We start from the raw sequence: 25573 nt of genomic DNA, 5'->3' as shown, positions 1-25573 counted from the left end.
GACGGCGCGCGGGTCCGCGACGCCGTCGAGCACCCGGCCGACCACCCGGCCGGCCGCGACCGGCGCGCCGTCGACCCGCTCCGCCGCGACCGTGAAGGGCTGCGCCGCCAAGCCGTCCGCCTGCGGGTTCCCCGATGGGACCAGTACGGGGGTACGGGCCGGGGTCAGCCTCAGGCGCGTCCCGCAGGATGTCACCAGCGGCCCCGGCTGGGCGTGGGACACCCGCGGCTGGATCGCCGTGAAGACCGACGGCGCGGTGGTCTCCGGCATTTCCACCACCGCCACCATCGACATCCAGGCCTCGAACGTGGTCGTGAAGAACGTCCGGGTGCACCAGCGCGACGGCATGTTCGGCATCGCCATCCGGCACGGGCGCAACGTCACGGTGCAGGACTCGGAGATCTACGGCGACCCGGGCGAGCACCGCCTTATGGTCGGCATCAAGGACATCTACGCCGACAGCGTCGGCACCCGGCTGGTGCGCAACGACATCTGGGCCGTGGCCACCGGCATCCAGATCGACGCCGGGCCCACTGCGTGGTGACCACGCCGATCCGGGTGCGCGCCGGCGGGCGGCTGTCGCTGACCAACTGCTGGATCCGGGTCAACGTCACCGACGACGGGGTCGGGATGATCGGCAAGGCCGGTCGCGTGGAGCTCACGCATGTCGTGGTCGACGGCAGCGGCTTCGCCGGCGCGCCGGTCGGCGTGACGCTCGCCGGGGGTGGCCGGGTGGCGTTCAGCGAGTTCGTCGGCACCACGCAGAACGTCCGGGTGGAGCGCGGCGCCGCGACCATCGAGTGGAACTACGTGCACGACGCCAAGGCGCGCACGATCTCGGGCGACGCCCACTCGTACGGGTTCACGGTGTCCGCCGGCGGGCCGGTCACCATCGCGCACAACTGGGTCGACATGTCCCGCGCCGAAGGGATCGGCACCGGTATCAGCGTCGTGTCCGACACCGGCCCGATCGACGGCGTGCGGATCGAGGGCAACACCCTCCTGCCGGGCGGCTCGTACTCGCTGTACGTGCGCACCGACGGCTACTGCCGCTGCGGCGGCGTGGCGAACGTCCGCGTGCTGGACAACCACTGGTACGCCGACGCGACGCACCCGTGGGCCGGCCGGTACGGCGTGCACGCCGTCAACGACGACGACAGCGTGACCGCCTGGTCGGGCAACGTGCTCACCCGCGACAGCGCGACCGTGCCGGTGACCTTCGGCGACACCCGGCCCTGAGGTGGCCCGGCGGCGATACGATGGTGATCATGTCCGATGGCGTCCTGGCGGCGGTGCGCGCGTTCGTGGCGCGCATCCACGCGTTCGAGCCGGCCGCGGGGTCGCTCGGCGACCTGGTCGTCCGGTTCAACGGCGACGAGGCGCGGATGACGATCACCGGACCGGTCGCCCGCGCGCTGGCCGAGGCGCTGGGGGCGTACCAGGACCCGCGCGACCACGGCCCGTGCGACGCGTGCGGCGGCCACCGCGTCGACGACAACTTCCACTGCCTGGACTGCGGGCATCTCAACGGCCTGTTCGGGCAGCTGGTCGCCGAGCGGGCCGCCCGCTACCGGGCGGAGCCGTCGCCGGAGCTCGAGGGCTGAGCCTCAGGCCGGGAACGGGCCTTCCCAGGCGGGCTTGTGGGTCCGGTCGATGGGGCACCACGTCAGGTTCTTGTGCATCCGGGCGGGCCAGCGCTTCTTGATCTCCACTGCCCGGGCGCCGACGAAGCCGGCGTCGCGGCGCTCGATGAGCCGGACCAGGGACACGTCCGCCTGCTTCGGGCCGCCCGACCGGATGGGGCCCGGCACGTGGCTCACGGGGATGCGCTCATTGGCCGCGATCCGCTGCCGCAGCAGGCGCCAGTACGCGTGCAGGTAGCGGCGGGCGAACGTGCCGTCCGGGTCGTGGATGGGGGCGCCCGGCCGGTAGGTGGCGAGCAGGTCGTCGGTCTCGTCGTCGTCGGGCGAGGTCTCCCGGTCGCCGAAGGTGATGCTCTTGACGCTGTCGGGCAGCAGGGCCGGCAGCGGGTCGCCGGCGACGCGGGCCTGCTGCTCGAAGAAGTGGAAGGCGGCGGTGGGCTCCCGACCGTACGTGTCGAGCAGGCAGGTGACCCGCACGCCGGGCAGGCCGTCCTCGCCGGGGCGGGCGACCGTGGTGGGCGCCCAGGCGAGGCCGCGCACGTCGGCGAAGTCGCCGGCGCCGTTGCGCAGCCGCAGGGCGTGCGGCAGCACCAGCAGGCCGGCCCCGGTCGGCACGTCCGACCGGCGCAGGCGCGACAGGTCGTCGGGGCGCAGCGTGATCGCGGCCGCGGCGGTGACGTCGGTCATCTCGGGCGACATGACGTACAGGCTGGCCGAGGCGAGGTCGGCGGCCATGGTCTCGCAGAAGCGTTCGGTGAGCGCGTTCGGCGTCTCGTGCAGGTCGGGGGAGAACCCCAGGGGCGCGCACACGGCGTGCATGGCCGCCACCCGGCTGCCGTGCACGCGGGTCGCGACGTGCAGCGCGGCCAGCAGGTTGCCGTGCTGCCAGACGCGGGACGGCTTCTGCGACAGATGCCTTACCGCCTGATTACGGGCATCTCCGGCGAACCGGGCAGCACCCGCAGCCACCCAGAGGGTGGAGTCGTTGCGCCTCTTGCTAGCCATAGTTTCCTGTCCTCGGGCGACACCGTGCTCGACGCTGTCCGCGATGGGGACAAGCGTCCGGGCAGCATATCGCTGAGCTGCGGAAACTTCACTATCGAAGCATCAAGGTCAGGTCAACGATGCTAAGGAGGGCGGTCGCGGCGCATCACGCGCCGGCGGCCACCCGACTCCGAGCCGCCACGGGCTCAGCGCGGTCAGCTCGACCGGGCCGGTGGAGTACCCGGACCTGGAGACGATGGTGAGCCGGCGGCAAGGAATATTCGACCGCTGTCAATGGCGCGTCCCGACGCGGCATGTGACGGCATTGTGGAGATATGCGGCGGGTCGTGTGCGGCCCGGCGTCCTGGCCTGACGTCGCGCCTACCGTCCCAGGGTATGAAGGTGGACGTCCTGGTCGTAGGTGCCGGCCTCGCCGGCCTGCACACCGCCCGCCTGCTCGCGGAGCGGGACCTGAGCGTGCTGGTCGTCGACCGGCGGCGGTCGTTGTCGTCCGGCATCCGTACGACGGGGATCTTCGTCCGCCGTACGCTCGAAGATTTTGATCTTCCCGGGCACCTGCTGGGCCCTGGCGTGCGGGATGTGCTGCTGTATCCGCCGTCGCGGCGGGACCCGGTCCGGCTCACGAGCGACCGCGACGAGTACCGGGTCGCGGACATGCCGGGCATCTACGAGCACGCCCGGGGCGAGGCGGAGTCGGCCGGGGTGCGGATCCGGCTGGGCGCGCGGTATCTCGGCCGCTCGGGCGGGGTCGTCCTGCTCGAGGGCGCGGAGCCGGTCGCGGCCCGGTTCGTGGTCGGGGCGGACGGTGCCCGGTCCACAGTGGCCCGTGATCTCGGGCTCGACGTGAACCGGCGGCTGCTCGTCGGGGCCGAGCTGGTCCATCCGATCGCGTCGGGCACCACCGCCCCGGCGTTCCACTGCGTGCTCGACCCGCGGATCGCGCCCGGCTATCTGGGCTGGGTCATCGACGACGGGCACCACGCGCACGTGGGCGTCGCCGGGTATCCGGGCGCGATGCGGGCGGGCGTGCGGCACCTGCTGGACGAGTTCGCCGCCGACGGGCCCGGTCGCGCCGCGCCCGTCGGGCCGGTCGAACGGCGCGGTGGGCCGATTCCGGTCGGCGGGGTGCTGCGCCGGCTGGCGTGCCCGGCCGGGTTGCTCGTCGGGGACGCGGCGGGCGCCGTCTCGCCGCTGACCGCCGGCGGCCTGGACCCCTGCCTGCGCATGTCCGAGCTGGCCGCCGACGTCACCACCGGCTACCTGCGCACCGGCGACGCGTCGGTGCTGCGGCACTACGACGGGGGAGCGTTGCGGGCCCGGTTCCGGGGGCGGTTGGCGCTGCGCCGGGCGTTCGCGGGACTCCGGTCGCCGGCGTTCGCCGAGGCGGCGGTGGGCGCGATGCGTACGCCGGCCGGCCGGTGGCTCGCGGCGCGGGTCCTCTTCGGCGACGGTTCGTTCCCCGACGTCGACGCACACGGATACAGCGTGGCTCCGGTCGCTGACTGACAGCGAGGCTACCGACCGGTAAGTTATCGGGGGTAGGCACGGATAACACCCCGGAGGTTTGCCGATGAGCGTCGTCGCCCGCGAGTTCCACCTGACCTCGCGCCCGCAGGGTTGGCCAACGGCCGACAACTTCCGGCTGGTCGAGACCGAGCTGCCGCCGCTGGGCGACGGACAGGTGCTGGTGCGCAACACGTACCTGTCCGTCGACCCGTACATGCGGGGGCGGATGAACGACGCCAGGTCGTACATCGCCCCGTTCGCGCTCGACGCGCCCATGGACGGCGGGGCCGTCGGCGAGGTCGTCGAGTCCCGGTCGCCCGACCGGAAGGTGGGCGACCTGGTGCTGCACAGCGCCGGGTGGCGCGACCTCGCGGTCCTCGACGCCACGCGGGCCGCCCCGATCGGCGACCCGGTCGGCTCCGCGTCGTACTACCTGGGCGCGCTGGGCATGCCGGGGCTCACGGCGTACGCGGGGATCGTCGAGGTGGCCGCGCTGCGGCCCGGCGACGCGGTGTTCGTCTCCGGCGCGGCCGGCGCCGTGGGCAGCCTCGCCGGCCAGATCGCCCGGCTGCGCGGGGCGAGCCGGGTCGTCGGCAGCGCCGGTTCGGCGGCCAAGGTGGCCTACCTGCAGGATCTCGGCTTCGACGCGGCGTTCTCCTACAAGGACGGTCCGGTGCGGGCCAGCCTCAAGGCCGCGGCGCCGGAGGGCATCGACGTGTATTTCGACAACGTCGGCGGCGAGCACCTCGAGGCGGCGCTGTCGTCGCTGCGCCCGTTCGGACGGATCGCGGTGTGCGGCGCGGTCGCGCAGTACAACTCGGAGCCGCCGGCCGCGCCGCGCAACCTCGCCCTGGTCATCGGCAAGCAGCTCACCATGCGCGGCTACCTGGTCGGCTCGTACAACCACCTGCGCGACGAGTACCACGCCCAGATGGCCGACTGGCTGCGTGACGGCGCGATCCGGGTCGACGAGACCGTCGTGGACGGCCTGGAGAACATGCCGACCGCGTTCCTCGACCTGCTGCGCGGCGCGAACACCGGCAAGATGGTCATCAAGGTGGACTGACCGGCCCGGGAACCGGTGACCCTGGTGGGGCGGGAAACGTAGCCGGTGCACTGGCGGACAACACGAACTCCGGAAAGGGAGCCCTCATGTCCGCCATCACCGCCCCGCCGCCCGGCGTGGCCGCCGGGAACTCGACCGGCCAGGTGCTGCGCACCGCCGGCCGCGCCGCGCTCGCGTACGCGGGCCTGTACCTGCTCACGTTCGTCGCGAACTCCGTCGCGTCCACGATGGTCGCGAGCTACGCCGAGGAGTACCCGACGCCGGCGCAGTTGCGGGACCAGCTGCCCATCTCGGCCACCCTCGCGGTGGCGTTCGTCGCCGTCGGCACCTTCGGCATCGTCGCGATGACCGGCATCGCGACCTACGTCGGCCGGGCCGGGTCCACGCTCGCGCCCGGGCTGCGGGCACTCGCCGCGGCGGCGGGCGTCCGGTGTTCCGGCACGGGCTCGTCGCGTTGTTCGAGTCCAACGGGTTCGAGGTTGTGGTCAGGCCTGACGGCCGGGGCGCGGACGTCGCCGCCCGGCTCACCGGCATGCTCCCCGAGGCCCGGGTCGTAGTGGTCACGATGTACGACGACGACGGCTCGGTCCGCGAGGCCCTCGCCGCCGGGGCGAGCGGGTACGTGGTGAAGGACGCCTCCCCGGCGCAGCTCGTCGCCGCCGTCCGGGCGGCCGAGCAGGGCGCGGTCGTCCTCGGGTCGGGCGTGGCGCCCGCGGCCGGGCTGCGTGTGCGGGCCCCGGCGGCGGACCCGTTCGGGCTCACGCCGCGCGAGCGCGACGTGCTCGACCTGCTCGTGCGGGGCCTGTCCAACCCGCAGATCGCCGAGCGCCTCGCCGTGTCCGGCAAGACCGTCAGCAACAACGTGTCCGCCCTGCTGGCGAAGCTCGGGGCGGCGGACCGCGCGGAGGCGGCCCGCATCGCCCGCGAGACCTTCGACCGGTGATCAGGACGGGCCGACCCGCCGCGCGGTCAGCACGAGGAGCAGCTCGAACCGCGCGGACGGCTCGTCGAGGTCGTCGCCGAGCAGCTCGCGCAGCCGCTTGAGCCGGTAGCTGACCGTCTGCGGGTGCACGAACAGCTCCGCCGCCACGTCGGCGCGCGAGCCCCAGTGCCGCAGCCAGCTGTGCAGGGTGACCAGCAGGCTCTCCCGCTGGTTCGGGCGCAGGCCCGAAAGCGGCGCGAGCCGTCGCTGCGCCAGCACCGCCAGGGCGCTGATCTCGCCGCCGAGGGCCAGCGCGGCGAGGTGATCGTCGGCGAAGACCACCGCGCCCGCCGCATGCGGTCCGGCCGGGTCGCGGCCGACCAGTCCAGCGGCGAGTTCGGCCAGCCGCACCGCCTCCGGCGCCCGCGCCCAGTCGAGCATCGGGCCGACCACCGCGCCCCGGCCGTGCAACGCGTCCGCGAGCTGATCGCGCCGGGCGCGCGGGCCGTCGCGCAGCAGCAGGACGGCGTCGCGTTCCCGCTCGACCACCACGCCGTCGGCGCCGTAACGGAACCGCGTGTCGCGCGCCTGCTCGATCGGCAGCACGACGGGCACGATCGCGCCGATCGCCCGCCAGCCGACCCGGGCCGCCGCGGTGGCGACCGCGTCGGGCGGGGCGCTGCCGCGCAGCAGCAGTTCGGCCAGCTGCCGGCGGCGGTCGTCCTCGCCGGCCAGCTCGCGCACCTGGAGCGCGAACCCGTCGGTGCTCGCGGCCGCCAGCTCGTCGACGAACGCGCTGACCGCGTCGGACAGGTCGATGAGACCGTCGGCGTCCACGAAGCCCAGTTCGACGAGCGCCTCCGAGGCCGTACGCAGCATCAGCCGGGACGCGAGCCGCAGCGCGGTGAGCAGCGCCTCGGGTCCGCGGTCCTCGCGGGCCTCGGCGGCGCCGAGGGCGACGAAGACCTCGCGGATCGGGGGCGGCAGCGCCGCGTCGTCCGTGCCGACGAGGTCCAGGAAGCGGTCCATGGCCACCTGCACGGCGGTGCGCAGGTCGCGGCCCACCTTGGCGTCGCCGGTGGCGGCGAAGGCCGGGACGGCCCCGGTGATCGCGTCGGCGATGGCTGTGACGGTGGCCGGCAGGCGCGGCCGCATGACCGCGGCGAGGTCGGGCGGGAGTCGCTGCCAGGGCACGGGGGACATCGCCACACCGTATTTTGTCACGCCGTGATAAATCCCGGGCTGATTGTCGCTGTCCGGCGGACGGTGCTCAGCTCGGGCGCGAGCGCGACGATGGGACCACTGGCCCCGGTTACCGAGGAGACCTCGTGCTGTACCGAACCTCCCGTCAGCATGTCGTCGACATGTGTCGCACGATGCTCGAGCGCGGCTACCTGAAGGCGACCGAGGGCAACGTCTCGGTGCGCATCCCCGGCCGGCAGCTCTACGCCGTGACGCCCAGCAACTACGACTACGACAGGATGCGCGTCGAGGACATCTGCGTCGTCGACTTCCAGGGCAAGCACGTACCGGACGAATCCGGCACCGCGCTCAAGCCGTCGATCGAGTGCGGCATGCACGCGAACATCTACCGCGAGCGCCCCGACGTCAACGCGATCGTGCACACCCACCAGCCGTACGCCTCCGCGCTGGCCGTGCTCCGCAAGCCCATCCCGGCGTTGAGCGACGAGCAGGTGCGCTTCCTCGGCAAGGAGGTCGCGGTCGTCGACTACGCGCCGTCGGGCACCGGGTTCCTCGCCAAGAACGTCCAGAAGAAGGTCGCGAGCGGCGACAACGCGTTCATCCTCGCCAACCACGGCATCGTGGCGCTCGGCACCGACCCCGACCGGGCCGTGTTCAACATGGCGCTGCTGGAGAAGGTCTCCATCGCCTACCTCATGGCGCTGACCACGGAGTCCGGCAAGGTCTACACGATCCCGTCCGCGATCCGCGAGATCGCTTTCGGCAAGCTGCGCTCCGACGAGAAGCGCATCGCCGCCCAGATCACCAAGGCCGTCGAGCCGGTCCGGGTGCCCGTGGACGAGGAGCTGCCGAGCGCCGACACCGTGGCCACCGTCGTCGAGCCCGAGGAGCACGGGTACGCCATCTCCGAGTACCTCGACGTCGACGACACCATGCGGCGCCTGGGCGCGCTCGTGGACCAGCCGGTGCGCGGCCTGCGCCACGACGCGATGCTCGACGTGCTCAACTACTTCGAGACGAAATGCGGCGCCAGCAAGGAGATCACCGACCGGGCCAAGCTGCGCATCCCCGGCGGCGTGCAGCACAACCTGGCGTTCAACTACCCGTTCCCGCTCGCCATCGACCGGGCCGACGGCGCGTATCTCACCGACCGCGACGGCAACACGTACATCGACTTCCTGCAGGCCGGCGGCCCGACCATCCTGGGCAGCAACTACGCGCCCGTGAACGAGCGGGTCGCCGAGGTCATCAAGGCCTCCGGTCCGGTGACGGGCCTTTTCCACGAGTACGAGCTGAAGCTCGCCGAGATCATCAACAGATACCTGCCGCACGTGGAGATGTACCGCTCCCTCGGCTCGGGCACCGAGGCCGTCATGGCGGCCGTCCGGGGGGCGCGAGCGTTCACCGGTAGGAAGATGGTCATCAAGGTCGGCGGGGCGTACCACGGCTGGTCCGACACCATGGTCTACGGCCTGCGCGTGCCCGGCAGCTTCCGGATGAACGCCAAGGGCATCCCGTTCGGCGCGACGGCCCGCACCCGCGAGACGTTCCCGCACGACCTGGGCACGCTCAAGCGCAAGCTCATCGAGAACCGCCTGCGCGGCGGCACGGCCGCTGTCATCGTCGAGCCGGTCGGCCCCGAGTCGGGCACCCGGCCCGTGCCGCGCGACTACAACGCCAAGGTCCGCGAGCTGTGCGACGAGTTCGGCGCGCTGCTCGTCTTCGACGAGGTCGTCACCGGCTTCCGGCTCGGCATGGGCGGCGCGGCCGGCTACTTCGGCGTCACGCCCGACCTGACCGTACTTGGAAAGGCCGTCTCCGGCGGTTATCCGATGGCCGGCGGCGTCGGCGGTCGCGCGGACATCATGGGCGTCTTCGGGTCCGGGCTCGACGGCAAGAGCGGCGCGCACGTGCAGGTCGGCGGCACCCTGTCGGCCAACCCGCTGTCGTGCGCGGCCGGCTACTTCGCGATCGAGGAGATGGCCCGCACCAACGCGCCGGTCATCGCCGGTCGCGCCGGCGACCGCCTCACCCGCGGCCTGCAAAGGCTCATCGACAGGTACGGCCTGCCCTACGTCGCGTACAACCAGGGTTCGATCGTGCACCTGGAGTGCAGCGGCGTGATGCTGCTCGACATGCGCAGCCCGATCAAGCTGCTCAAGGAGAACAAGGCGCGCAAGCGCCTGATGGAGCAGATGGGCGCCGCGTACACCGCGCACGGCATCATCACCCTCGCGGGCTCGCGCATGTACACCTCGATGGCCGACACCGACGAGGTCATCGACGACGCGCTCAACCGCTTCGACCAGGTCTTCGCCCAGGTCGAAGGGGTCTGAGTGGCGATCGGACCGCAGATCCTCGCGATCGACCTCGGCACGTCGGGGATGAAGGCCGCGCTGGTCGCGGCCGACGGCACGGTCACCGGTTGGGCCGAGCGGCCCGTGCCGCTTCACGTGCTGCCCGGCGGCGGCGCCGAGCAGGACCCCCTCGCGTGGTGGGAGGCGCTGGGCGAGGTCGTCGCCGATCTCGGCCGGGCGTATCCGGATCACGTGAAGGCGATCACCACGGTCTGCTCGTCCACGCAGGGCGAGGGGACCGTCGCCGTCGACGCTTCCGGCCAGCCGTTGACCCCGTGTATCAGCTGGCTCGACATGCGCGGCGCGGCCAACCTGCGGCGGCAGTTCGGTGGCTTCCCGTCGTACCAGGGAATGTCCGTGCGCCGCATCGCGCGGTGGCTGCGGCTTACCGGCGGCATGCCCTCGCCCACCGGCAAGGACCCGGCCGCGCACATGCTGTTCATCCGCGACGAGCTGCCTTCGGTTTATGCGCGGACCGCGACGTTCCTGAACGTCCTCGACTGGATCAACCTGAAGCTGACCGGTCGCACCGTGGCCACGGTGGACTCGATCCTCACCTCGTGGGTGACCGACAACCGCCGCGCGTCCCGGATCGACTACTCATCGGCGCTGGTCGCCGACTCCGGCATCGACCGCGACAAGCTGCCGCCGATCGTGGCGTGCACCGACGTCATCGGGACCTTGTCGCCGGCAGCCGCCGAGCACCTCGGCCTGCCATCGTCGATCCAGGTGGTGGCGGGTGCCATCGACAACACGGCGGCGGCCGTCGGCGCCGGCACCACCCGCGACAACGAGGCGCACCTCTACGTCGGCACGTCGTCGTGGATCGCCGCGCACGTGCGTCGCAAGAAGACCGACGTTCTTTCGTCGATCGCCTCGGTGCCGTGCGCGCTGCCGGACCGCTACCTCATGACCGCACTGCAGGCCACGGCCGGCGTCAACCTCACCTGGCTCCGCGACAAGATCGTGGAGTACGACGACCCGATCGTCAGCGCGGGGCACGTCAGCCGCGACGAGGGCACCATCTTCGACGCGTTCGACCGGATCCTCCCCACGGTCCCGGCCGGCGCCAACGGCGTCCTCTACACCCCCTGGCTGTACGGCGAGCGCGCCCCCGTCGACGACCCGAACCTGCGGGCCGGCTTCTTCAACATCTCGCTCGGCACCAACCGGTCGGACCTGCTGCGGGCGGTGTTCGAGGGAGTCGCGCTCAACACCCGCTGGCTGGCGGCCGCTGTGGACAGGTTTCTGGGCTCGCCGGTGACCTCGCTCGTCATCACGGGCGGCGGAGCGCAGTCGGACGCGTGGTGCCAGATCTTCGCCGACGTGCTGGGCGTCGAGATCCGCCGCGACGCCAACCCGGTCGCCGTCAACGCGCGCGGCGCGGGCTGGATCGGCGCGGTCGGTGCCGGCCTGATCTCCTTCGCGGACATCCCGGGTCTCATGCGCAACGACCACGTGTTCACGCCGACGGCCGCCCACCGCGCGACGTACGACGAGATCTTCGGCGTCTACCAGGACCTGCACAAACGCCTGGCCCCGATCTACCGCCGCCTCAACGCCTGACCGGTTCGCTCACCGGAGGTTGAACGCGGCGCGGAAAGCGGCCAGGGCCTCGCCGGGGGCGTCGAGCTCGACGGCGTTGCGGACGCCGTCCATGGCCGCGATCAGCGGGTCGTCGTCGCGCGCCATCACGACGGCGTGGATCGCGCGGATCTCGGGGTCGATGGCGGGCCGTTCCTGGTGACCGAACGATACCGTCACGCGGCGGCTGATGATTTCCCTCGGAACGTTGGCCCAGCGGGCGAACGCCGCGTCGAAGTCGACGAACCAGGGCGGCGGTGGATCGCCGCGCTCCAGGGCGGTCACCGCTGCCTCGACCCAGTCGTGCGCGATCAGTCCGGACCGGGTGCAGCAGTACCGGGCGGCCCAGACCGCCATCCTGCGCTGGGTCTGCGGCCCCGCCTCGGCGATCCGGTCGACGATGTCGCGGTCGTGGCCCACCAGACCGAGCGTTCGTGCCTGCACCTCGGGTTCGAGCAGCCGTTCGTCGGTGGGGATCCGGCCGCCCCAGGTGCGCTCCAGGCCTCGGCGCGCCCCCTCGGCCTCCCGGCGCTCGCGGGCCTCCCGCTTGCGGCGCACGGCGGCACGCTCGACCGGAGCGGGGGGCGGCGGCGGGATCACGATGTCGCGGAGGTCCGGGAAGTCGCGCCGCAGGTCCGCGAACATCTCGGGCCAGGTGCCGCCCCCGGCCCCCTCGGCCTTGGCGAACATCCAGCACAGATTGTCCGCCGGCCGCTGCGCGTTCCAGGGCATCAGCAAGGCGCCCACGGCGTTGGTCCGCTGCCGTGGGTCATCGCGCTGCCACACCGGCAGGGCTGTGCGCAGGTACGCGTCCAGCCGCTCCGCGACCAGCCGGCCGTCGGCCGGCGTCACCGTCCCGGCGCGTCGCAGGCGCTCGCGGATCCGGGTCAGCCACGGCTCGTCCGGGATTCCGGCGAGCCGGAACGGCCGCTCCCACGCCCACGTGGTCATCCGTTCGATCAGGTCGGCGGGGGCGTGCGCGATCGCCAGAGCCAGCTCGCGATCCTCGTCGTAGAGCCGCATGCCGGCGGCTCCCAGAGCTTTGACCCGCGGGTCGGTGACGCCCCGACCGCGCCACGGGTCGACGTCCCTGCTGAACCATTCCCGCGGATCCTCCGCGTACGCCGCCAGCTCCTCCCGCACCTCGGCGTACCAGGGCTCCGTCACCGCCCGGCGGCCGACCCCGGCGCAGCGGAACGTGGCGCTCGCCAGGAGATCGGCGTCCCAGCGGACACCGGTGATCCGTTCCATCAGCGCGAGCGTCCGTTCCTTGTACGCCTCGTCGTACGCGTCGTCGAACTCCTCCTCGTCCTCGTCCAGAACGAATCCGAGCTCGACAAGGATCGCGTCGAGCCGGCCCGGGTCGCTGCCATAGCGGTCCTGCGGGAAGGCCGGGTCGAACCACACCACCTGTTGGCCGTCGATGGCCCAGAAGAAGCGCGGCGTGGTGTTCTCGTTGTAGTAGAACGACACCATCTCGCCGGCCGACGACAGCTCCCGCACCGCCGCGTCGCCGGTGCAGAGGAACCCGTTGTCCTCCACGATCATCGCCCAGTCGCCGACGCGCGTCACCGCGACGTAGTCGAGCCCGGTCGGATGAGACCCGCCGTTCTCGTCGATCCACTCCCGCACGGCCTCGGACCCGCCCCGTGCGACCTGCGCCGACACGACCGACACCGGATCGGCGCCGCCGAGCCGCGAGATCACCTCGTCCGGCCCGACCCCCCGCGCGAACGTGAGACAGAAGTTGAGACCCAATGCGTGGTTCCTGATCGCCCACGCGTAGTCAGCCGCAGTCACCCCAGCACGCTATCCGCTGCCTGCGACACGCCAGCACGCTGCAATCACGTTATGGCGCCATAGGTCTGGAATGGGAGGCGTCATAACCTACCTATGGCGCCATAGCGCGGGAGGTGCGGCGCGGCCGGGCAGGACGGGTTCGAGGCCGAGCCAGGCGGCGAGGTTCTCGATCTCGTGGCGTACGGCCTCCGCCGTCGGCGCGTCGAAGGGGGCGTCCTCGTGGACCGCGGTGACCCGCAGCGCGCCGGCCCTGCGGTCGGCGGTGGCGTCGAGCTTGCCGACCAGCCGGTCGCCGGACAGGATCGGCAGCGCGTAGTAGCCCCACCGCCGCTTGGCGGCCGGCTTGTACATCTCCAGCTGGTAGTCGAACTCGAACAGATCCGCCATCCGTGGCCGGTCGAAGACGAGCCGGTCCAACGGGGACAGCAACGCGGTCCGGCCGGTGAACGGCTGCCCGAGCTGGGCCGGGTCGACCCGCCACATGCCCCGCACGCCCTCCACCACGGCGGGCTCCCCGACGGTCGCCGCGTGGGCGGACTCCCTGGCGTTCTCGGTGCGCGTCGCGCGGGCGATGCCGAGCGACCGTAGCCACCGCCGCGCCCGCTCGCGCAGCGCCTCGTCCTCGGGCACCGCCTCGTCCGGGTAGACCCGTTCGGCGAGGTCCCACAGCTTCTCCCGGCCACGACGCCCGGCGACCGCGACCTCGCCCCGGCACACCATGAACTCCAGCAACCGGCCGACGTTGCGGTTGTTGTTCCACCCCGAGGACCGCCACGGCACCCAGCAGGTGTCCGGCAGCTGCGCGGAGGTCAGCGGGCCGTCGATCTCGAGCCGGTCGAGGATGTCGCGCCGGCAGGCGTCGTTGGCGTCCACCCACTCCCGCTGGTGCTCCTCCCAGTCGAGCAGGTCCTCCCGGTCGGCCCAGCCGGCCATCTCGGCCCGGTAGAGCGCCATGTCCGCCCAGGGCCGGACCCGTCCCAGGTGCTCGACAAGGTCGCCGCGCGCCAGCGCCCCGGCCAGCTCGCCGAACCGGGATGACGCACCGAGCCGACTGAAGATCACGAGATCCGCGCTGGGTGCCACCGCCGCCGTCGGGTCGACCTGGAGGAAGGTCAGCTCCCGGACGACCTCGAGCAGCTCCGTCGGCCGTGGCCGCGCGAGGAGCTGCGCCCGCACCGCGATCCGGCGGGCGTCGCGTCGCGACAACTCGTGCACGACCACGCGACCGAGGCTAAACCCTTCAGTGCATGGTCGCGATCTGGATGAGGTTGCCGCAGGTGTCGTCGAACACGGCCGTCGTGACCGGCCCCATGTCGGTCGGCGGCTGGGTGAACACGACGCCGAGGGCGACCATCCGCTCGTACTCCTTGTGGACGTCATCCACGGCGAACGAGGTCATCGGGATGCCGTCGTCGACAAGCGCCTGCCGGTACGGCCCGACGGCCGGGTGGGCGGCGGGTTCCAGGACCAGCTGCACGCCGTCGGGTTCGGCGGGCGATACGACGGTGAGCCAGCGGTGCTCGCCGAGCGGCACCTCGACCTTCTTCTCGAAGCCCAGGACGTCGGTGTAGAAGGCGAGGCCCTTGTCCTGGTCGTCGACGAAGATGCTGGTCAGGTTGATGCGGATCATGTTCTCTCCTCGGGGATGGGCCACCGGTCGACGATCGCGCGCAGTGGTCCGAAGTCGGCGTGATGGAACTTGTACCGGCCGCTGCGCTCGGCTTTGACGAGCCCGGCGGCCGAGAGAAGGTCGAGGTGCTGCGAGATCGCCTGGCGGGACGATCCGATGCTGTGCCGGGTGGTCAGCCGGGCGCAGAGTTCGAACAACGTCTGACCGTCCCGCTCGGCCAGCTCGTCGAGGATCGCCCGCCGGGTCGGGTCGGCGAGCGCCGCGAAGATGTCGTCCGGTGGCACGGGGTTCCTTCCGCGAGCCGGTGGGCATTGACATCACGACAATATGCAAGCTGTGACTTGCATGTCAATCCGTGTGCCCCGTCTGCGGCCATTCTAAATTCGACCAAAACGACCGGTGCCCGCGTCAAGATCGTCGCTTCGTGTCTCGTAACTGTTCACGTGGTCCGCGGTGGGCTCGAGATCACTGTCCCTGGTACGGACGTGCGGTCCGAGAGCCGGTCGTTGCCGCGCGTCGTTCCACGATCGCCCGAATGCGGTGCGAACGCGCAGTCCCGACACCCCAATAACCGACAAACCTCCCCTCGCGCGTCGCGGTGATCGCCGTTTCATGTACGAGAGCGCAGCCCAGCCACACTCCTGCACACGAAACGCAGACCTTGGCACCAATGGCCGGCCGGTCACCGACCCCCAGCCTCATGATCGCGATACTGAGCGCCAAAACTCCGGTTCCCACCCCGGAAGATCACCATCTCGAGCCGAGAACAGTGGCCACACCACGGTTCGCGCCCGGACGCCGATCGCCAGCCCTCGACACCCAACACCCACCGGCGGTGTTCGATCCGGTTCGCTGGTTGGGGTGGTCCTTGCAGACCCTTGGCCCGTGAGCGCCGACTACGCAAGATCGACCCAGTGCGGCCCGGGTAACTGACCACATTCTGGGTAGTACGGCGGGCAGGCCCGGGTAGTCGGGTCGGGGGAGCCGGTCCCATGCGTCGGATCACGTTCGCGCCCGTCCTCGTCGCGGTCGTCGCGCTGTTCGCGATGGTCCTCGGCGTGATCATCGGGCGCGTCACGACGGGTGGGCCGACCGGGCCGGGCACCGGGCCGCCGGGCGGCGTCGCCGGCACCCGGATTGACGTCATCATCAAGGCGAGCGACTCTTCCTTCTGGCAGAGCATGCTGGCCGGGGCGAAGCAGGCCGCCGCCGACTACGGCGCGGACGTCTCGCTGTTCGGGCCGACGTCGGAGAGCGACGTGGCGCAGCAGGTCCAGCTCGTCGAGAACGCCATCTCGCGCGGCGTCGACGGGATCGTCCTCGCGCCGAACTCGTCCTCGGCGCTCAACAACGTGATCAAGCGGGCCGTCGCGGCGGGCATTGTCGTGATCGCCGTGGACACGGCGGTCACCACCGAGACCGACGGGTTCATCGGGACCGACAACACCAAGGCGGCGGAGGAGGCCGGCCGCCACCTGTGCGCGCTGATCACGGACAAGGGGAACGCCGACGGGCCGGTGCTCATCGAGTCGTCGGTCGCGGGCGTGCAGGTGTTGCAGGACCGCGACGCCGGCTTCCGTACGGGGCTCGCCCAGATGTGCCCGCACGCGCGCATCGTCGGACCCCGGTACAACAACAACGATATCAACACGGCCGCGAGCCAGGTCAACGACGTGCTCGCGGCCCAGCCCGACCTCGCGGGGATCTTCGCGGCCAACAACACCTCGGGGGTGGGGGCCGCGCGGGCCATCAAGGACAACCGCGCCACCGAGCGGATTCCGGTGGTGTCGTTCGACACGGATCCGCAGCAGGTGACGGCGCTGGCCGACGGGTCGCTCGACGCGCTCGTCGTCCAGAACCCCTACTTCTTCGGGTACCAGGGCGTCATCGAGGCCGGCATGGCGGTGGTCGGTTCCATCCCGCCGCACAACCTGGACCCGGGCGCGGTCGTCGCCACCAGGTCCAACATGGCCGACCCCGAGATCGCGACGCTGCTGAACCCGCCGACGGCCCGGGCCCGGAAATGACCGGGCCCTACGTCCGCCTGACGGACGTCGCCAAGTCGTTCGGCCCCGTACGGGCGCTGTCGGGCGTACACCTGGAGCTCTTTCTCGGGGAGGTGCACTGCCTGGCGGGGGAGAACGGCGCGGGCAAGAGCACGCTCATCAAGATCCTTACCGGCGCGCTGCGGCGCGACGCCGGCGAATACCTCATCGACGGGCGCGACGTGGGCCACCCGAACCCGGCGCAGGCGCGGGCGGCCGGCATCGGCGTCGTGTACCAGGAGCTGAGCCTGCTGCCCGACCTGTCCGTGGCGGAGAACCTGCTGGTGGGACGGCTGCCGGCCCGGTACGGGTTCACCCGGCCCCGGGAGCTGCGCCGGCAGGCCGTCGACATGCTGGCCCGGGTGGACCTCGCCCACCTCGACCCGGACACGCCGGTGTCCGACCTGCCGCTCGCCGTCCAGCAGCTCGTCGAGATCGCCAAGGTGCTCGGCCAGGCACCGCGCGTGCTGATCTTCGACGAGCCGACGACCGCGCTGTCCGAGGCGGAGACGACGGCGCTGCTCGGCCGCATCGGGCAGCTCCGCGACGACGGCCACGCGATCATGTACGTCAGCCACCACCTGGAGGAGATGTTCGCCATCGGCGACCGGGTTACCGTCCTGCGCGACGGCACCTTCGCCACCAGCGCGCCGATGGCCGACTTCGACCACGACAGCCTCATCGCCGCCATGGTGGGCCGCACGATCGAGTCGCTGTACCCGGCGACCAACCGCGCCATCGGGGAGCCGCGGCTGGTGGTGCGCGGCCTCCGGCCGGTCGGCGCGGCCGGTCCGGTCGACCTGACCGTACGGTCCGGGGAGATCCTCGGCGTCGCCGGCCTGCTCGGTTCGGGGCGTACGGAGCTGCTGCGGGCCATCTTCGGCGCCGACGCGGTGCCGGCCGAGCTCGTCGAGATCGACGGGCACCCGGTGACAACGGGCAGCCCCCGCCGCGCCGTCAACGCCGGGCTCGGGCTGCTCACCGAGGACCGCAAGCAGCAAGGGCTCATGCTCGCGCTGCCGATCCGCGAGAACGCGTCGATCGCGTCGCTGCCCCGGCTGGCCCGGGCCGGCTTCGTGGACAAGGGCGCCGAGCGCGACACGGTCGAGCAGCACCTGGGCGGCCTGCGGCTGCGGGCCGGCTCGTGGGAGCAGCCCGTGTCGTCGCTGTCCGGCGGCAACCAGCAGAAGGTCCTGCTGGCCCGATGGCTCGCCACGCACGCCAGGGTGCTCCTCTTCGACGAGCCGACAAAGGGAGTCGACGTCGGCGCGAAGAGCGAGATCTACACCGTCATCGGTGACCTGGCCGCGCAAGGGCTCGCCGTCATCGTCGTGTCGTCGTACCTGCCGGAGGTGCTCGGCCTCGCCGACCGCGTCCTGGTGATGCGGGAGGGGACGGTCGCGGGCGTGCTCGACGCGGCCGGAGCCACGGAGGAGGACGTGCTGCACCTCGCGAGCACCGGCACGCCCCGACCGGGAGGCGGCCATGGCTGAGTCCGCCCTGCCCCGCAAGCGCGTGATCGGGTTCGGCGACCTGTTCGGCCGCGACGCGGGCGGCATCGTCATCCTTATCGTGCTGTTCGGCGCGCTGACGCTGGCCTCCGACCAGTTCCTGACCGCCGACAACATGGCCAACCTGGCCCGGCAGGTGGCCATCTTCGGCATCATCGCCGTGGGTGAGCTGCTCGTCATCCTGACCGCCGGCATCGACCTGTCCGTCGGCTCGGTGCTCGCCCTGGCTGGCTGCGTCACGGCCGAACTACTGACCCACGGCGTACCCGTTCCCGTGGCGATCCTGGTCGGGCTCGCCGCCGCCGTGCTGGCCGGGCTTGTCAACGGCTCGCTCGTCGCCTACGGCGCGTTGCCGCCGTTCATCGTGACGCTCGGCATGCTGGGCATCGCGCGGGGCGTCGTGCTGGTCTTCACCGACGCCAACACGATCCAGCCGCTGCCGGACGCGTTCGGCGACATCGCCAATGGCACCACCCTCGGCGTGCCGAACCTGTTGTGGCTGTTCGTCGCCGTCGTCGTGGTCACGGCCGTGGTCCTGCGGCGTACGGTTTTCGGCCGCTACATCTACGCGATCGGCTCGAACCCCGAGTCGGCGCGGCTGGCCGGGGTGCCGGTCAAGCGCGTACTCGTGGCGGTGTACGCCATCTCGGGGTTTCTCGCGGGCGTCGGCGGCGTGCTGTTCACCTCGCGGCTCAACGCCGGCATTCCCACCGCGGGCACCGGGTACGAGCTGAACGCGATCGCCGCGTGCGTGATCGGCGGCGCGAGCCTGTTCGGGGCGAAGGGCGGCGCGTTCGGCGCGGCCGCCGGCGCGCTGATCGTGGCGACGCTCAACAACGGCGGCAACCTGCTCGCCATCAACGCGTTCTACCTGCAGATCATCATCGGCCTGCTGATCCTGGTGGCGGTCTTCTTCGACCAGTGGCAGGGCCGCCTGCGCTCCCGACGCGGCGTCACATGATCGTCGTGTGCGGCGAGGCGCTGATCGACCTCGTACCGGCGGCCGGCAACGGTCTGTTCCTCGCCCGGCCCGGCGGCGGGCCGACCAACGTGGCCGTGGGGCTGGGCCGGCTCGGCGTGGCCGTGCGCCTGCTGGCCCGCCTGTCGACCGACGGCTTCGGCCAACTGCTGCGCGCGCACCTGGTGGGCTCGCACGTCGACCTCACCGACGCGGTCGAGGCGGGGGAGCCGACCACATTGGCGGTCGTGACGCTCGACGCGTCCGGTGACGCGGTCTACACGTTCTACGTCGACGGCTGCGCCGACGGCGCCTGGCGTGCGGGCGACCTGCCGGACGCGCTGCCGGCAGCGGCGGCGTTGCACGTCAGCGGCTCACTGGCGCTCGCGGTCCCGGCCATGGGGGACGCGGTCGACGCCCTGCTGCGCCGCGAGCGGCCGCAGCGGGTGATCACCTTCGACCCCAATCCCCGGCCGACGCTCATCCGGGACGAGCACGCGGCGCGGGACCGCCTCGATCACTGGCTCGCCAGTGCGGACCTGGTGAAGGCCAGCGAGGACGACCTCGCGTGGATGGCCCCCGGCACGACGGCCGCCGGGATCGCGCGCCACTGGCGCGAGGGCGGCGCCGGACTGGTCGTCGTGACCCAGGGCCCGCACGGGGCGTACGCGCTGGGCGCGGACGGCCCCGTCCAGCTGCCCGCCCACCCCGTGCCGGTGGTGGACACCGTCGGAGCCGGCGACGCGTTCATGGCCGGCCTGCTCACCGCCCTGCACCAGGCCGGCCACCTGACCCGGGAACGGCTGTGCGCCCTCGACGCCGCCGATCTGCGGCAATGCGTCCGGTACGCGCTGCGGGCGGCGGCACTCACCTGCGCCCGTGCCGGCGCCGACCCGCCCTGGATCAGCGAGTTGGGGCCCGTGCGCCAGCCGACGTGATCGTCGCCTATGGTGCCTCAGGTGAGCTTTGACCTGGGCGTGTGGTTCGAGCCGGCGCCGATCTCGGCCGGGCAGGCCGGCTACACGTACGAGCTGCTGTGTCGTGCCGACACGTCGACCGTAGCGGCCAACGACGCGGTGCCCCGCTTCTACGAGGACGTGGTCGCGAGGTTTCCGTGCGGGTCCCATGCCGGGGTCTGGGCGGTGGATCCCGTTCGGACGGGCTCGCACGTGATCCTGTCGATCGACTGGTCCCGCCTCGAGGAGGTCGCCGAGTTCGTCTTCCGGCGGGCCGGCGAGCTGGGCCTCGTCTGCTACGACCCGCAGGCCGGCGAGGTGGAGCTGCCGTCCCGCACCGACTGGACGGCGTGACAGGAGAGGTCAGGGTTTGCGGGCGACGCCGGCGAAGATGGCCACCTGGTTGTCGGGGATCGTCGCCGGGTCGGTGTCCGGGCGCCAGTGGTGGGCCTGCTGCACGCCCGGCTCCACCAGCTCCAGGCCCTTGAAGAAGCGTTCGACGCCGGCGCGTGAGCGCATATGCATCGTCACGCCGTTGCGGCGGAACGTCTCCTGGACCCGCTCCCAGATCGGCGGGTCGACGTCGGTCGTCAGGTGCGACAGCGCCAGGTAGCTGCCCGACGGCAGCGCGTCGACGAGGCGCTCCACCAGCCCGTACGGGTCGTCGGCGGCGTTGATGAAGTGCAGGACGGCGATGAGCAGCAGCCCCACCGGCTCGTCGAAGTCGATGACGTCGCGGACCTGCTCCGACTCGAGGATCTTCGTTACATCGCGCAGGTCGGCGTTGACGTACTCCGTGCGGCCCTCAGGGGTGCCGGTGAGCAGCGCCCGCGCGTGGACGAGGACGATCGGGTCGTTGTCGACGTAGACGATCCGGCTCTCCGGGGCGACCTCCTGCGCGGTCTGGTGCGCGTTCGGTGCGGTCGGGATGCCCGTGCCGATGTCCAGGAACTGCCGCACGCCCGCCTCCGCCGCGAGGAAGCGCACCGCGCGGGTCATCCATGCCCGGTTCTGCCGGGGCGTCACCGTGCTGGTCGGGTTCGCGCGGATGCCGGCCTCGGCGGCCTCCCGGTCGGCGGCGAAGTTCGTCTTGCCGCCCAGCAGGTAGTCGTAGACGCGGGCCGGGTGCGGTCGGTCGGTGTGCAGGTCGATCGCGGGGCGGACCTCGTCCGACTCCATACGCATCCAGTCCTCATCGGGCATGCCAGCATCCTAATCGGACGGTGCGCGCCGGTCGCGCCGAACGGAGATTGCGTTTTACTGAGTCCGCGAGCGCAGCAGGTCCTGGGCCGCGCCGCTGCGCACCATGCGGTGCCAGGGCAGCCGGACGCCGGCCAGCGCGGTGACCACGGACTGCACCACGACCAGGTACATGAGCTGGCGATAGACGAACTGCTGGAACGGCAGCACCCACAGCACGCGCAGCGGCTCGCGGTCCAGTCGCAGGGCGTACGCGGCCGTCAGCGCGCCGAGCGCGGTGAACCCGAGCCACGGGATCGCCATCTGCGCGAACGGCAGGAAGATCAGGCCGTACACGGCGTAGACGTCGACGGCGGGCGCGGCGAGCGGCAGCAGGACCTGGAACACCAGCAGGTACGCCAGCCCGCGCCGGCCGAGGCGCCCGGCCGGGCCGGACCGGGTGAGCGTGCCGCGGTGCTTCCACATCGCCTGCATGGTGCCGTAGCACCAGCGGTAGCGCTGGCGCCACAGCTGACGCAGGCTCGCCGGGGCCTCGGTCCACGCGATCGCGGACTCCTCGTACACCACCCGCCAGCCGGCCCGGATCACCGACATCGTCAGGTCGGTGTCCTCGGCCAGGGTCGCCGACGACACGCCGCCCACCTCCAGCAGCGCCACGCGGCGGAACGCCCCGATCGCGCCCGGCACGGTCGGCATGCACCGGCCGATGTCGAACATGCGGCGGTCCAGGTTGAAGCCCATCACGTACTCGAGGTGCTGCCACCGGCCGAGCAGGCCGGTGCGGTTGGCCACCTTGGCGTTGCCGCTGACGGCGCCGACGTCCGGGTCGCGGAACGCCTGGACCAGCCTGCCGACCGCGTCCGGTTCGAAGATCGTGTCGCCGTCGACCATGATGACCAGGTCCGTGTGCGTGTGCGCGAGGCCGTTGTTGAGCGCCGCCGGTTTGCCGGCGTTGTCCTGCCGGATCACGCGTACGGTCGGCAGCCGCAGGCCGCGCACGATGTGGAAGGTGTCGTCGGTCGACCCGTCGTCGACGACCACGACGTGCACGTCGGGATAGTCGCTGGCGACGAGCGAGCGGACGGTCGCCGCGATGTTGGCCGCCTCGTTGTACGCCGGGACGATGACGGTGACCGGCCCGAGGTACGCCAGCCGCCGCCGCTCGCGGCGGACCCGCCGGCGGTGCGCCCGCGCCGTGCCGAGCTGGACCACGAGCCGTAGCAGGCCCAACACCAGGGCCGCGCCCAGCACGAACACCATCGCCCGGTTCAGCCACGTGCTGAGCGTCTGGGCCGCGCGCAGCGTGTCGCCGCGCAGCCGGGCGCCGGGGTCGGCGGTCGGTGCCGGCGGGAGGGCGAGCGCCTCGGACACGGTGGTGAGCCGGTAGCCGCGGTCGTTGAGGATCTCCAGCAGCAGGCCCAACGCCGTCACGGTCTGTGACCGGTCGCCCCCGGAGTCGTGCAGCATGACCACGGCACCACGGCCGGCCGGCGGCGTGGCGTTGGCCACGATCGCGTCCACGCCCGGCCGGCGCCAGTCCTCGGTGTCGCGGTCGGCGAGGACGACGAGCAGGCCGTTGCCCGCCAGGTCGCGCAGGGCGGCGAAGTCGTCCGCGGTCATGGCGCCCGGCTGCGAGGAGAACGGCGGCCGCACCAGGACCGACCGGCGTCCGGTGGCGCTGGCCAGGGCGTTCTGCGTGAGGGCGAGCTCCGCCTGGCGCCGCCACGCCGGCACGGCCGCCAGTTCGGCGTGGGTGAACGTGTGGATGCCGATCTCGTGGCCCTCGGCCAGGATGCGGCGGGTCAGTTCGGGGTACTCGTTGACCTTCGAGCCGACCACGAAGAAGGTCGCGTGGGCGTGCGCGCGGGCCAGCAGGTCGAGCACCTGCGGAGTCCACCGGGGGTCGGGTCCGTCGTCGAAGGTCAGCGCGACCGTGTCGGCCGGCATGGCGCGGGTGGCGACCCCGCCCGTCGCGTCGATCCGCAACACCGGCCCGCCATCGAGAACGGCCGCCGGCGCGGGGGCGCCCGCGCTCGACCGGGGCGCGCTGCCCTCGCCGCCCACGTCGTTGACGACGCCGCCGAGCGCGAGCTCCATCAGCAGGGCGAGCATGCCGAGCACGAGCAGAACCCAGTGCGCCCGCGGCACCCGGGCCCGGCCGCGCTGGTCGCGGTGCCGGCTGGCATACCCCGTCATGGCCGCTACCGCTTCGTCGGCTTGCCGCGGTTGGTCGGCGCGCGGCCCGGCCTGCTGGTCGTGCCGACGGTCGCGCCGGCGGTCCGCGCAGTTGTCCGGGTCGCGGTCCGGGGCGTCGCGGCGCTCGGGGTGGGCGTCGGGCTGGCGGACGGTGGCCGCGGCGCCGGTGTGGTGGCCTTCGGCTTGTCGCGCGCGGCCGCCGGCAGGTCGGGCGCCTGGCCGGAGGGCGCCCCGGACAGGGCGAAGACCAGCATGCCCATGATCGCCGCGAGGAACACCGCGACGCCGACGCTGACCAATCGGGCGAGCCGGAGCCGGCGGCCGGTGCGGTCGACGAACACCGGGCGGGCGCGTCGGGCCACCCGACGTGTGTCGCCCGGCCCACGTTGGGTGGGTACGACACCCGGTCGGGCCGGTCTGGGCGGCGTCACCGGTGCCCGGGTCGTGCCGCGTGTCCATTCTCTGCTCATGTCATCTGCATCAGCGTCGGCGGCGCCGCGGGTGTCACTCGCGGCGACCGCACCGCCCGATGGGCAGGGTGGATGCCCACCGGGCGGTGCGGGCGGCGACGCGGTCGGCCAGCGTCCGCGTCGCCGCGCGGTTGGCCCGTGACCGCGTCGCCGGCGGGTCAGGCCTCCGTACCGCCGGCGCGCCGCCGGCGCAGGAACAGCAGGGCGGCACCCGCCGCGACCAGGCCGACACCGACGGCCACGAGACCGCCGACGGCGCTGCCGGTGACGGGCAGGCCGCCGTCGGAGCCGGGCGCCGACGTGGCGGGCGCCACCCCGGTCGTCACGGCCGCGCTGGTCTGCGCCACCCCGGTGGTCGTGACCGGGGCGCTGGTGGTCGAGCCCGAGGTCGGCACCGTGCCCGTGGTGGGCACGGCCGTGGTGGTCGGCGGCTTCGTGGTGGTCGGCGCCGTGGTGGCGACGCCGGCCGGGCACGTGTGCGTGAGGACGAAGAAGGGCTCCGCCTTCGTGACCACGGCGGTCGCGCCGGTGAGCTTCCAGCCGGCCGGGGTCGTCGTGTAGCCCTTGCTGGTGCCGTTGAACACGATCTGCCCGTCCGGCGGGATGGACCTCGTGGCCGTGCCGCTGCCCGTGTCGAACGTCGCGGTGATCGACACGAACGTGGACTTCTCGGCCTCCGGGCCGTCGCTCGGCAGGTTGAAGACCCACACGTCCTGACCGGCGTAGGGGCCGCCGCCGAAGTTCGGGTCGCACGACTTGTTCTTGTACGTGGCCGCGGACGTGCCGCCGTCCGCGATGTTGCCGGAATTGATGGAGATGGTCGTGGGGTCGGCCCACGCGGGGGAAGCGATCCCGAACACGAGCACGCCGGCGGTGCCGACGGCGGCCGTGATGCGGGAGCGCCAGGCGCTCGCCATGTGGTTGCTCCGAGGGGTGACGGGGACGGGGTGCGGGGGCCGTTCCTGATCTAGGAGCGGCCCTCAACCCCAACAGCGCCGTCGCGCCTCGTTACGTCACTCCCGTCCCACAGGTGTCCGCGGGGGCGGGCCCGCCGAGGGGTGACCCTTCGACTTGGTGGGGGTCGGCTTCGGCTTCGCGGAGGGTGGCGTGGCGGGTGTGGCGGTCGCGTTCCGGGTCAGCCGGGCACAGAATCCGGGCACTTTGTCCGCGCCGTCGGCGGCGGCGACGAGGCTGGCGAAGGCGGGACTCTCGAGGGCCTGGTCGCGCTTGTCCGAGGGGCTCGCCGCGAACGCCTGGCACAGCCCGACCAGCGCCGTAGCGGGCGACGTGGCGGTGGGTGGCGCGCTCGGGCCGGCCGTGGGTGGGGTGCCGGGCGACCGGACACCGGCCGCGGCCGCGGCGGTCGTGTGACCGGTCCGCGCCGGACCGCGGTCGTCGTCGGTGTCCAGCGGGAGGACCGCGCTGGTGGTCGCGATCGCGGCGACCCCGCCGACGGTCAGCGCCGCGATGGCGGCCGCCTTCACGGTGAGCAGCTGCGCGACGACCCGCCGGCGGGGCCGG

At 72.4% G+C, this 25573-nt stretch carries 24 protein-coding genes and 1 pseudogene; 14 read left to right on the top strand and 11 right to left on the bottom strand.

What is annotated here, in order from left to right; translation table 11 throughout:
* The 3 genes from ABD211_RS25990 to ABD211_RS25980 form a co-directional block, all read left to right on the top strand.
* Positions 1–544 (top strand): right-handed parallel beta-helix repeat-containing protein (locus tag ABD211_RS25990; protein WP_344137258.1); only part of this gene is annotated, 544 nt, incomplete at its 5' end.
* A complete protein-coding gene (locus ABD211_RS25985) occupies positions 541–1239 on the top strand; it encodes a hypothetical protein (protein WP_344137255.1) in 699 nt (232 codons plus the stop codon). The genes ABD211_RS25990 and ABD211_RS25985, both read left to right, overlap by 4 nt.
* A 29-nt stretch (positions 1240–1268) precedes the next feature.
* Entirely contained in the window at positions 1269–1604 is a 336-nt protein-coding gene (locus ABD211_RS25980) for a hypothetical protein (protein ID WP_344137252.1), read from the top strand.
* Positions 1605–1607: 3 nt separating this feature from the next.
* Here ABD211_RS25980 and ABD211_RS25975 read toward each other — a convergent pair whose 3' ends face one another.
* Positions 1608–2648, bottom strand: coding sequence for a hypothetical protein (locus ABD211_RS25975; protein WP_344137249.1), 1041 nt, complete (start codon positions 2646–2648; stop codon positions 1608–1610).
* Between the two features lie 375 nt (positions 2649–3023).
* Here ABD211_RS25975 and ABD211_RS25970 point away from each other — a divergent pair, with 375 nt between their 5' ends.
* The 4 genes from ABD211_RS25970 (at position 3024) to ABD211_RS25955 (ending at position 6163) form a co-directional block, all read left to right on the top strand.
* Positions 3024–4154 carry an FAD-dependent oxidoreductase gene (locus ABD211_RS25970; RefSeq protein WP_344137246.1) on the top strand — a complete coding sequence of 377 codons (1131 nt, stop codon included), beginning with the start codon at positions 3024–3026 and terminating at the stop codon, positions 4152–4154.
* A 64-nt stretch (positions 4155–4218) separates the two neighbouring features.
* Positions 4219–5220: an NADP-dependent oxidoreductase gene (locus tag ABD211_RS25965; RefSeq protein WP_344137243.1), complete on the top strand. Its 1002-nt coding sequence runs from the start codon at positions 4219–4221 to the stop codon at positions 5218–5220.
* 86 nt (positions 5221–5306) lie between these two features.
* Positions 5307–5777, top strand: a complete 471-nt coding sequence (locus ABD211_RS25960; RefSeq protein WP_344137240.1) for a hypothetical protein — start codon at positions 5307–5309, stop codon at positions 5775–5777.
* Positions 5753–6163 (top strand): LuxR C-terminal-related transcriptional regulator, encoded by a 411-nt coding sequence (locus ABD211_RS25955; RefSeq protein ID WP_344137237.1) that lies wholly within the window; start codon positions 5753–5755, stop codon positions 6161–6163. The genes ABD211_RS25960 and ABD211_RS25955 overlap by 25 nt, the downstream gene beginning before the upstream one ends.
* Here the strand turns inward: ABD211_RS25955 and ABD211_RS25950 are convergent, their stop codons facing one another.
* Positions 6164–7345: a PucR family transcriptional regulator gene (locus ABD211_RS25950; protein WP_344137234.1), complete on the bottom strand. Its 1182-nt coding sequence runs from the start codon at positions 7343–7345 to the stop codon at positions 6164–6166. It abuts the gene before it with no gap.
* Between the two features lie 125 nt (positions 7346–7470).
* Between ABD211_RS25950 and ABD211_RS25945 the strand changes: the two genes are divergently transcribed.
* Both ABD211_RS25945 and ABD211_RS25940 read left to right on the top strand, forming a co-directional pair.
* Complete coding sequence (locus ABD211_RS25945) at positions 7471–9681, top strand: aminotransferase class III-fold pyridoxal phosphate-dependent enzyme (RefSeq protein WP_344137231.1); 2211 nt, start codon at positions 7471–7473, stop codon at positions 9679–9681.
* The gene (locus ABD211_RS25940; RefSeq protein ID WP_344137229.1) at positions 9682–11268 is read left to right on the top strand and encodes a xylulokinase; all 1587 of its coding nucleotides are present in this window, start codon (positions 9682–9684) and stop codon (positions 11266–11268) included. It begins immediately after the preceding gene.
* A gap of 9 nt (positions 11269–11277) precedes the next feature.
* Here the strand turns inward: ABD211_RS25940 and ABD211_RS25935 are convergent, their stop codons facing one another.
* The 4 genes from ABD211_RS25935 to ABD211_RS25920 all read right to left on the bottom strand — a co-directional run bounded on the left by ABD211_RS25935 (position 11278) and on the right by ABD211_RS25920 (position 15000).
* Complete coding sequence (locus tag ABD211_RS25935) at positions 11278–13086, bottom strand: DUF6461 domain-containing protein (RefSeq protein WP_344137226.1); 1809 nt, start codon at positions 13084–13086, stop codon at positions 11278–11280.
* A gap of 87 nt (positions 13087–13173) precedes the next feature.
* Positions 13174–14307 (bottom strand): DNA glycosylase AlkZ-like family protein, encoded by a 1134-nt coding sequence (locus ABD211_RS25930; protein ID WP_344137223.1) that lies wholly within the window; start codon positions 14305–14307, stop codon positions 13174–13176.
* A 19-nt stretch (positions 14308–14326) separates the two neighbouring features.
* On the bottom strand, positions 14327–14713 hold the full coding sequence (locus ABD211_RS25925) for a VOC family protein (protein WP_344137261.1): 387 nt from the start codon (positions 14711–14713) through the stop codon (positions 14327–14329).
* On the bottom strand, positions 14713–15000 hold the full coding sequence (locus tag ABD211_RS25920) for an ArsR/SmtB family transcription factor (RefSeq protein WP_344137219.1): 288 nt from the start codon (positions 14998–15000) through the stop codon (positions 14713–14715). The genes ABD211_RS25925 and ABD211_RS25920 overlap by 1 nt, the downstream gene beginning before the upstream one ends.
* A 708-nt stretch (positions 15001–15708) precedes the next feature.
* Here ABD211_RS25920 and ABD211_RS25915 point away from each other — a divergent pair.
* From ABD211_RS25915 to ABD211_RS25895, 5 genes are read left to right on the top strand one after another with little or no spacing between them, the layout of a single operon-like run.
* Positions 15709–16743, top strand: a complete 1035-nt coding sequence (locus tag ABD211_RS25915) for an ABC transporter substrate-binding protein (protein ID WP_344137216.1) — start codon at positions 15709–15711, stop codon at positions 16741–16743.
* Positions 16740–18254 carry a sugar ABC transporter ATP-binding protein gene (locus tag ABD211_RS25910; RefSeq protein ID WP_344137214.1) on the top strand — a complete coding sequence of 505 codons (1515 nt, stop codon included), beginning with the start codon at positions 16740–16742 and terminating at the stop codon, positions 18252–18254. Before ABD211_RS25915 ends, ABD211_RS25910 begins: the two co-directional genes overlap by 4 nt.
* The gene (locus tag ABD211_RS25905; RefSeq protein ID WP_344137211.1) at positions 18247–19233 is read left to right on the top strand and encodes an ABC transporter permease; all 987 of its coding nucleotides are present in this window, start codon (positions 18247–18249) and stop codon (positions 19231–19233) included. Before ABD211_RS25910 ends, ABD211_RS25905 begins: the two co-directional genes overlap by 8 nt.
* Positions 19230–20168 carry a carbohydrate kinase family protein gene (locus tag ABD211_RS25900; protein ID WP_344137208.1) on the top strand — a complete coding sequence of 313 codons (939 nt, stop codon included), beginning with the start codon at positions 19230–19232 and terminating at the stop codon, positions 20166–20168. Before ABD211_RS25905 ends, ABD211_RS25900 begins: the two co-directional genes overlap by 4 nt.
* Positions 20169–20189: 21 nt before the next feature.
* Positions 20190–20540, top strand: a complete 351-nt coding sequence (locus ABD211_RS25895) for a hypothetical protein (RefSeq protein ID WP_344137205.1) — start codon at positions 20190–20192, stop codon at positions 20538–20540.
* A 9-nt stretch (positions 20541–20549) separates the two neighbouring features.
* Here ABD211_RS25895 and ABD211_RS25890 read toward each other — a convergent pair whose 3' ends face one another.
* The 5 genes and pseudogenes from ABD211_RS25890 to ABD211_RS25870 form a co-directional block, all read right to left on the bottom strand.
* Positions 20550–21389: an SAM-dependent methyltransferase gene (locus ABD211_RS25890; RefSeq protein ID WP_344137203.1), complete on the bottom strand. Its 840-nt coding sequence runs from the start codon at positions 21387–21389 to the stop codon at positions 20550–20552.
* Positions 21390–21443: 54 nt separating this feature from the next.
* Positions 21444–23582: a bifunctional polysaccharide deacetylase/glycosyltransferase family 2 protein gene (locus ABD211_RS25885; protein WP_344137200.1), complete on the bottom strand. Its 2139-nt coding sequence runs from the start codon at positions 23580–23582 to the stop codon at positions 21444–21446.
* Positions 23583–23587: 5 nt separating this feature from the next.
* Positions 23588–23944 (bottom strand): hypothetical protein, encoded by a 357-nt coding sequence (locus ABD211_RS25880; protein ID WP_344137197.1) that lies wholly within the window; start codon positions 23942–23944, stop codon positions 23588–23590.
* A 266-nt stretch (positions 23945–24210) separates the two neighbouring features.
* Positions 24211–24969 (bottom strand): LPXTG cell wall anchor domain-containing protein, encoded by a 759-nt coding sequence (locus ABD211_RS25875; RefSeq protein ID WP_344137194.1) that lies wholly within the window; start codon positions 24967–24969, stop codon positions 24211–24213.
* A gap of 96 nt (positions 24970–25065) precedes the next feature.
* Positions 25066–25573, bottom strand: a pseudogene (locus ABD211_RS25870) (hypothetical protein); the annotation flags it as partial.

The organism is Luedemannella flava (assembly GCF_039528515.1).
In the GTDB taxonomy this organism is placed as follows: Bacteria; Actinomycetota; Actinomycetes; order Mycobacteriales; family Micromonosporaceae; genus Luedemannella; species Luedemannella flava.
Note: the sequence above shows the minus strand (reverse complement) of the source record. Positions and strands in the feature narration are given on the sequence as shown.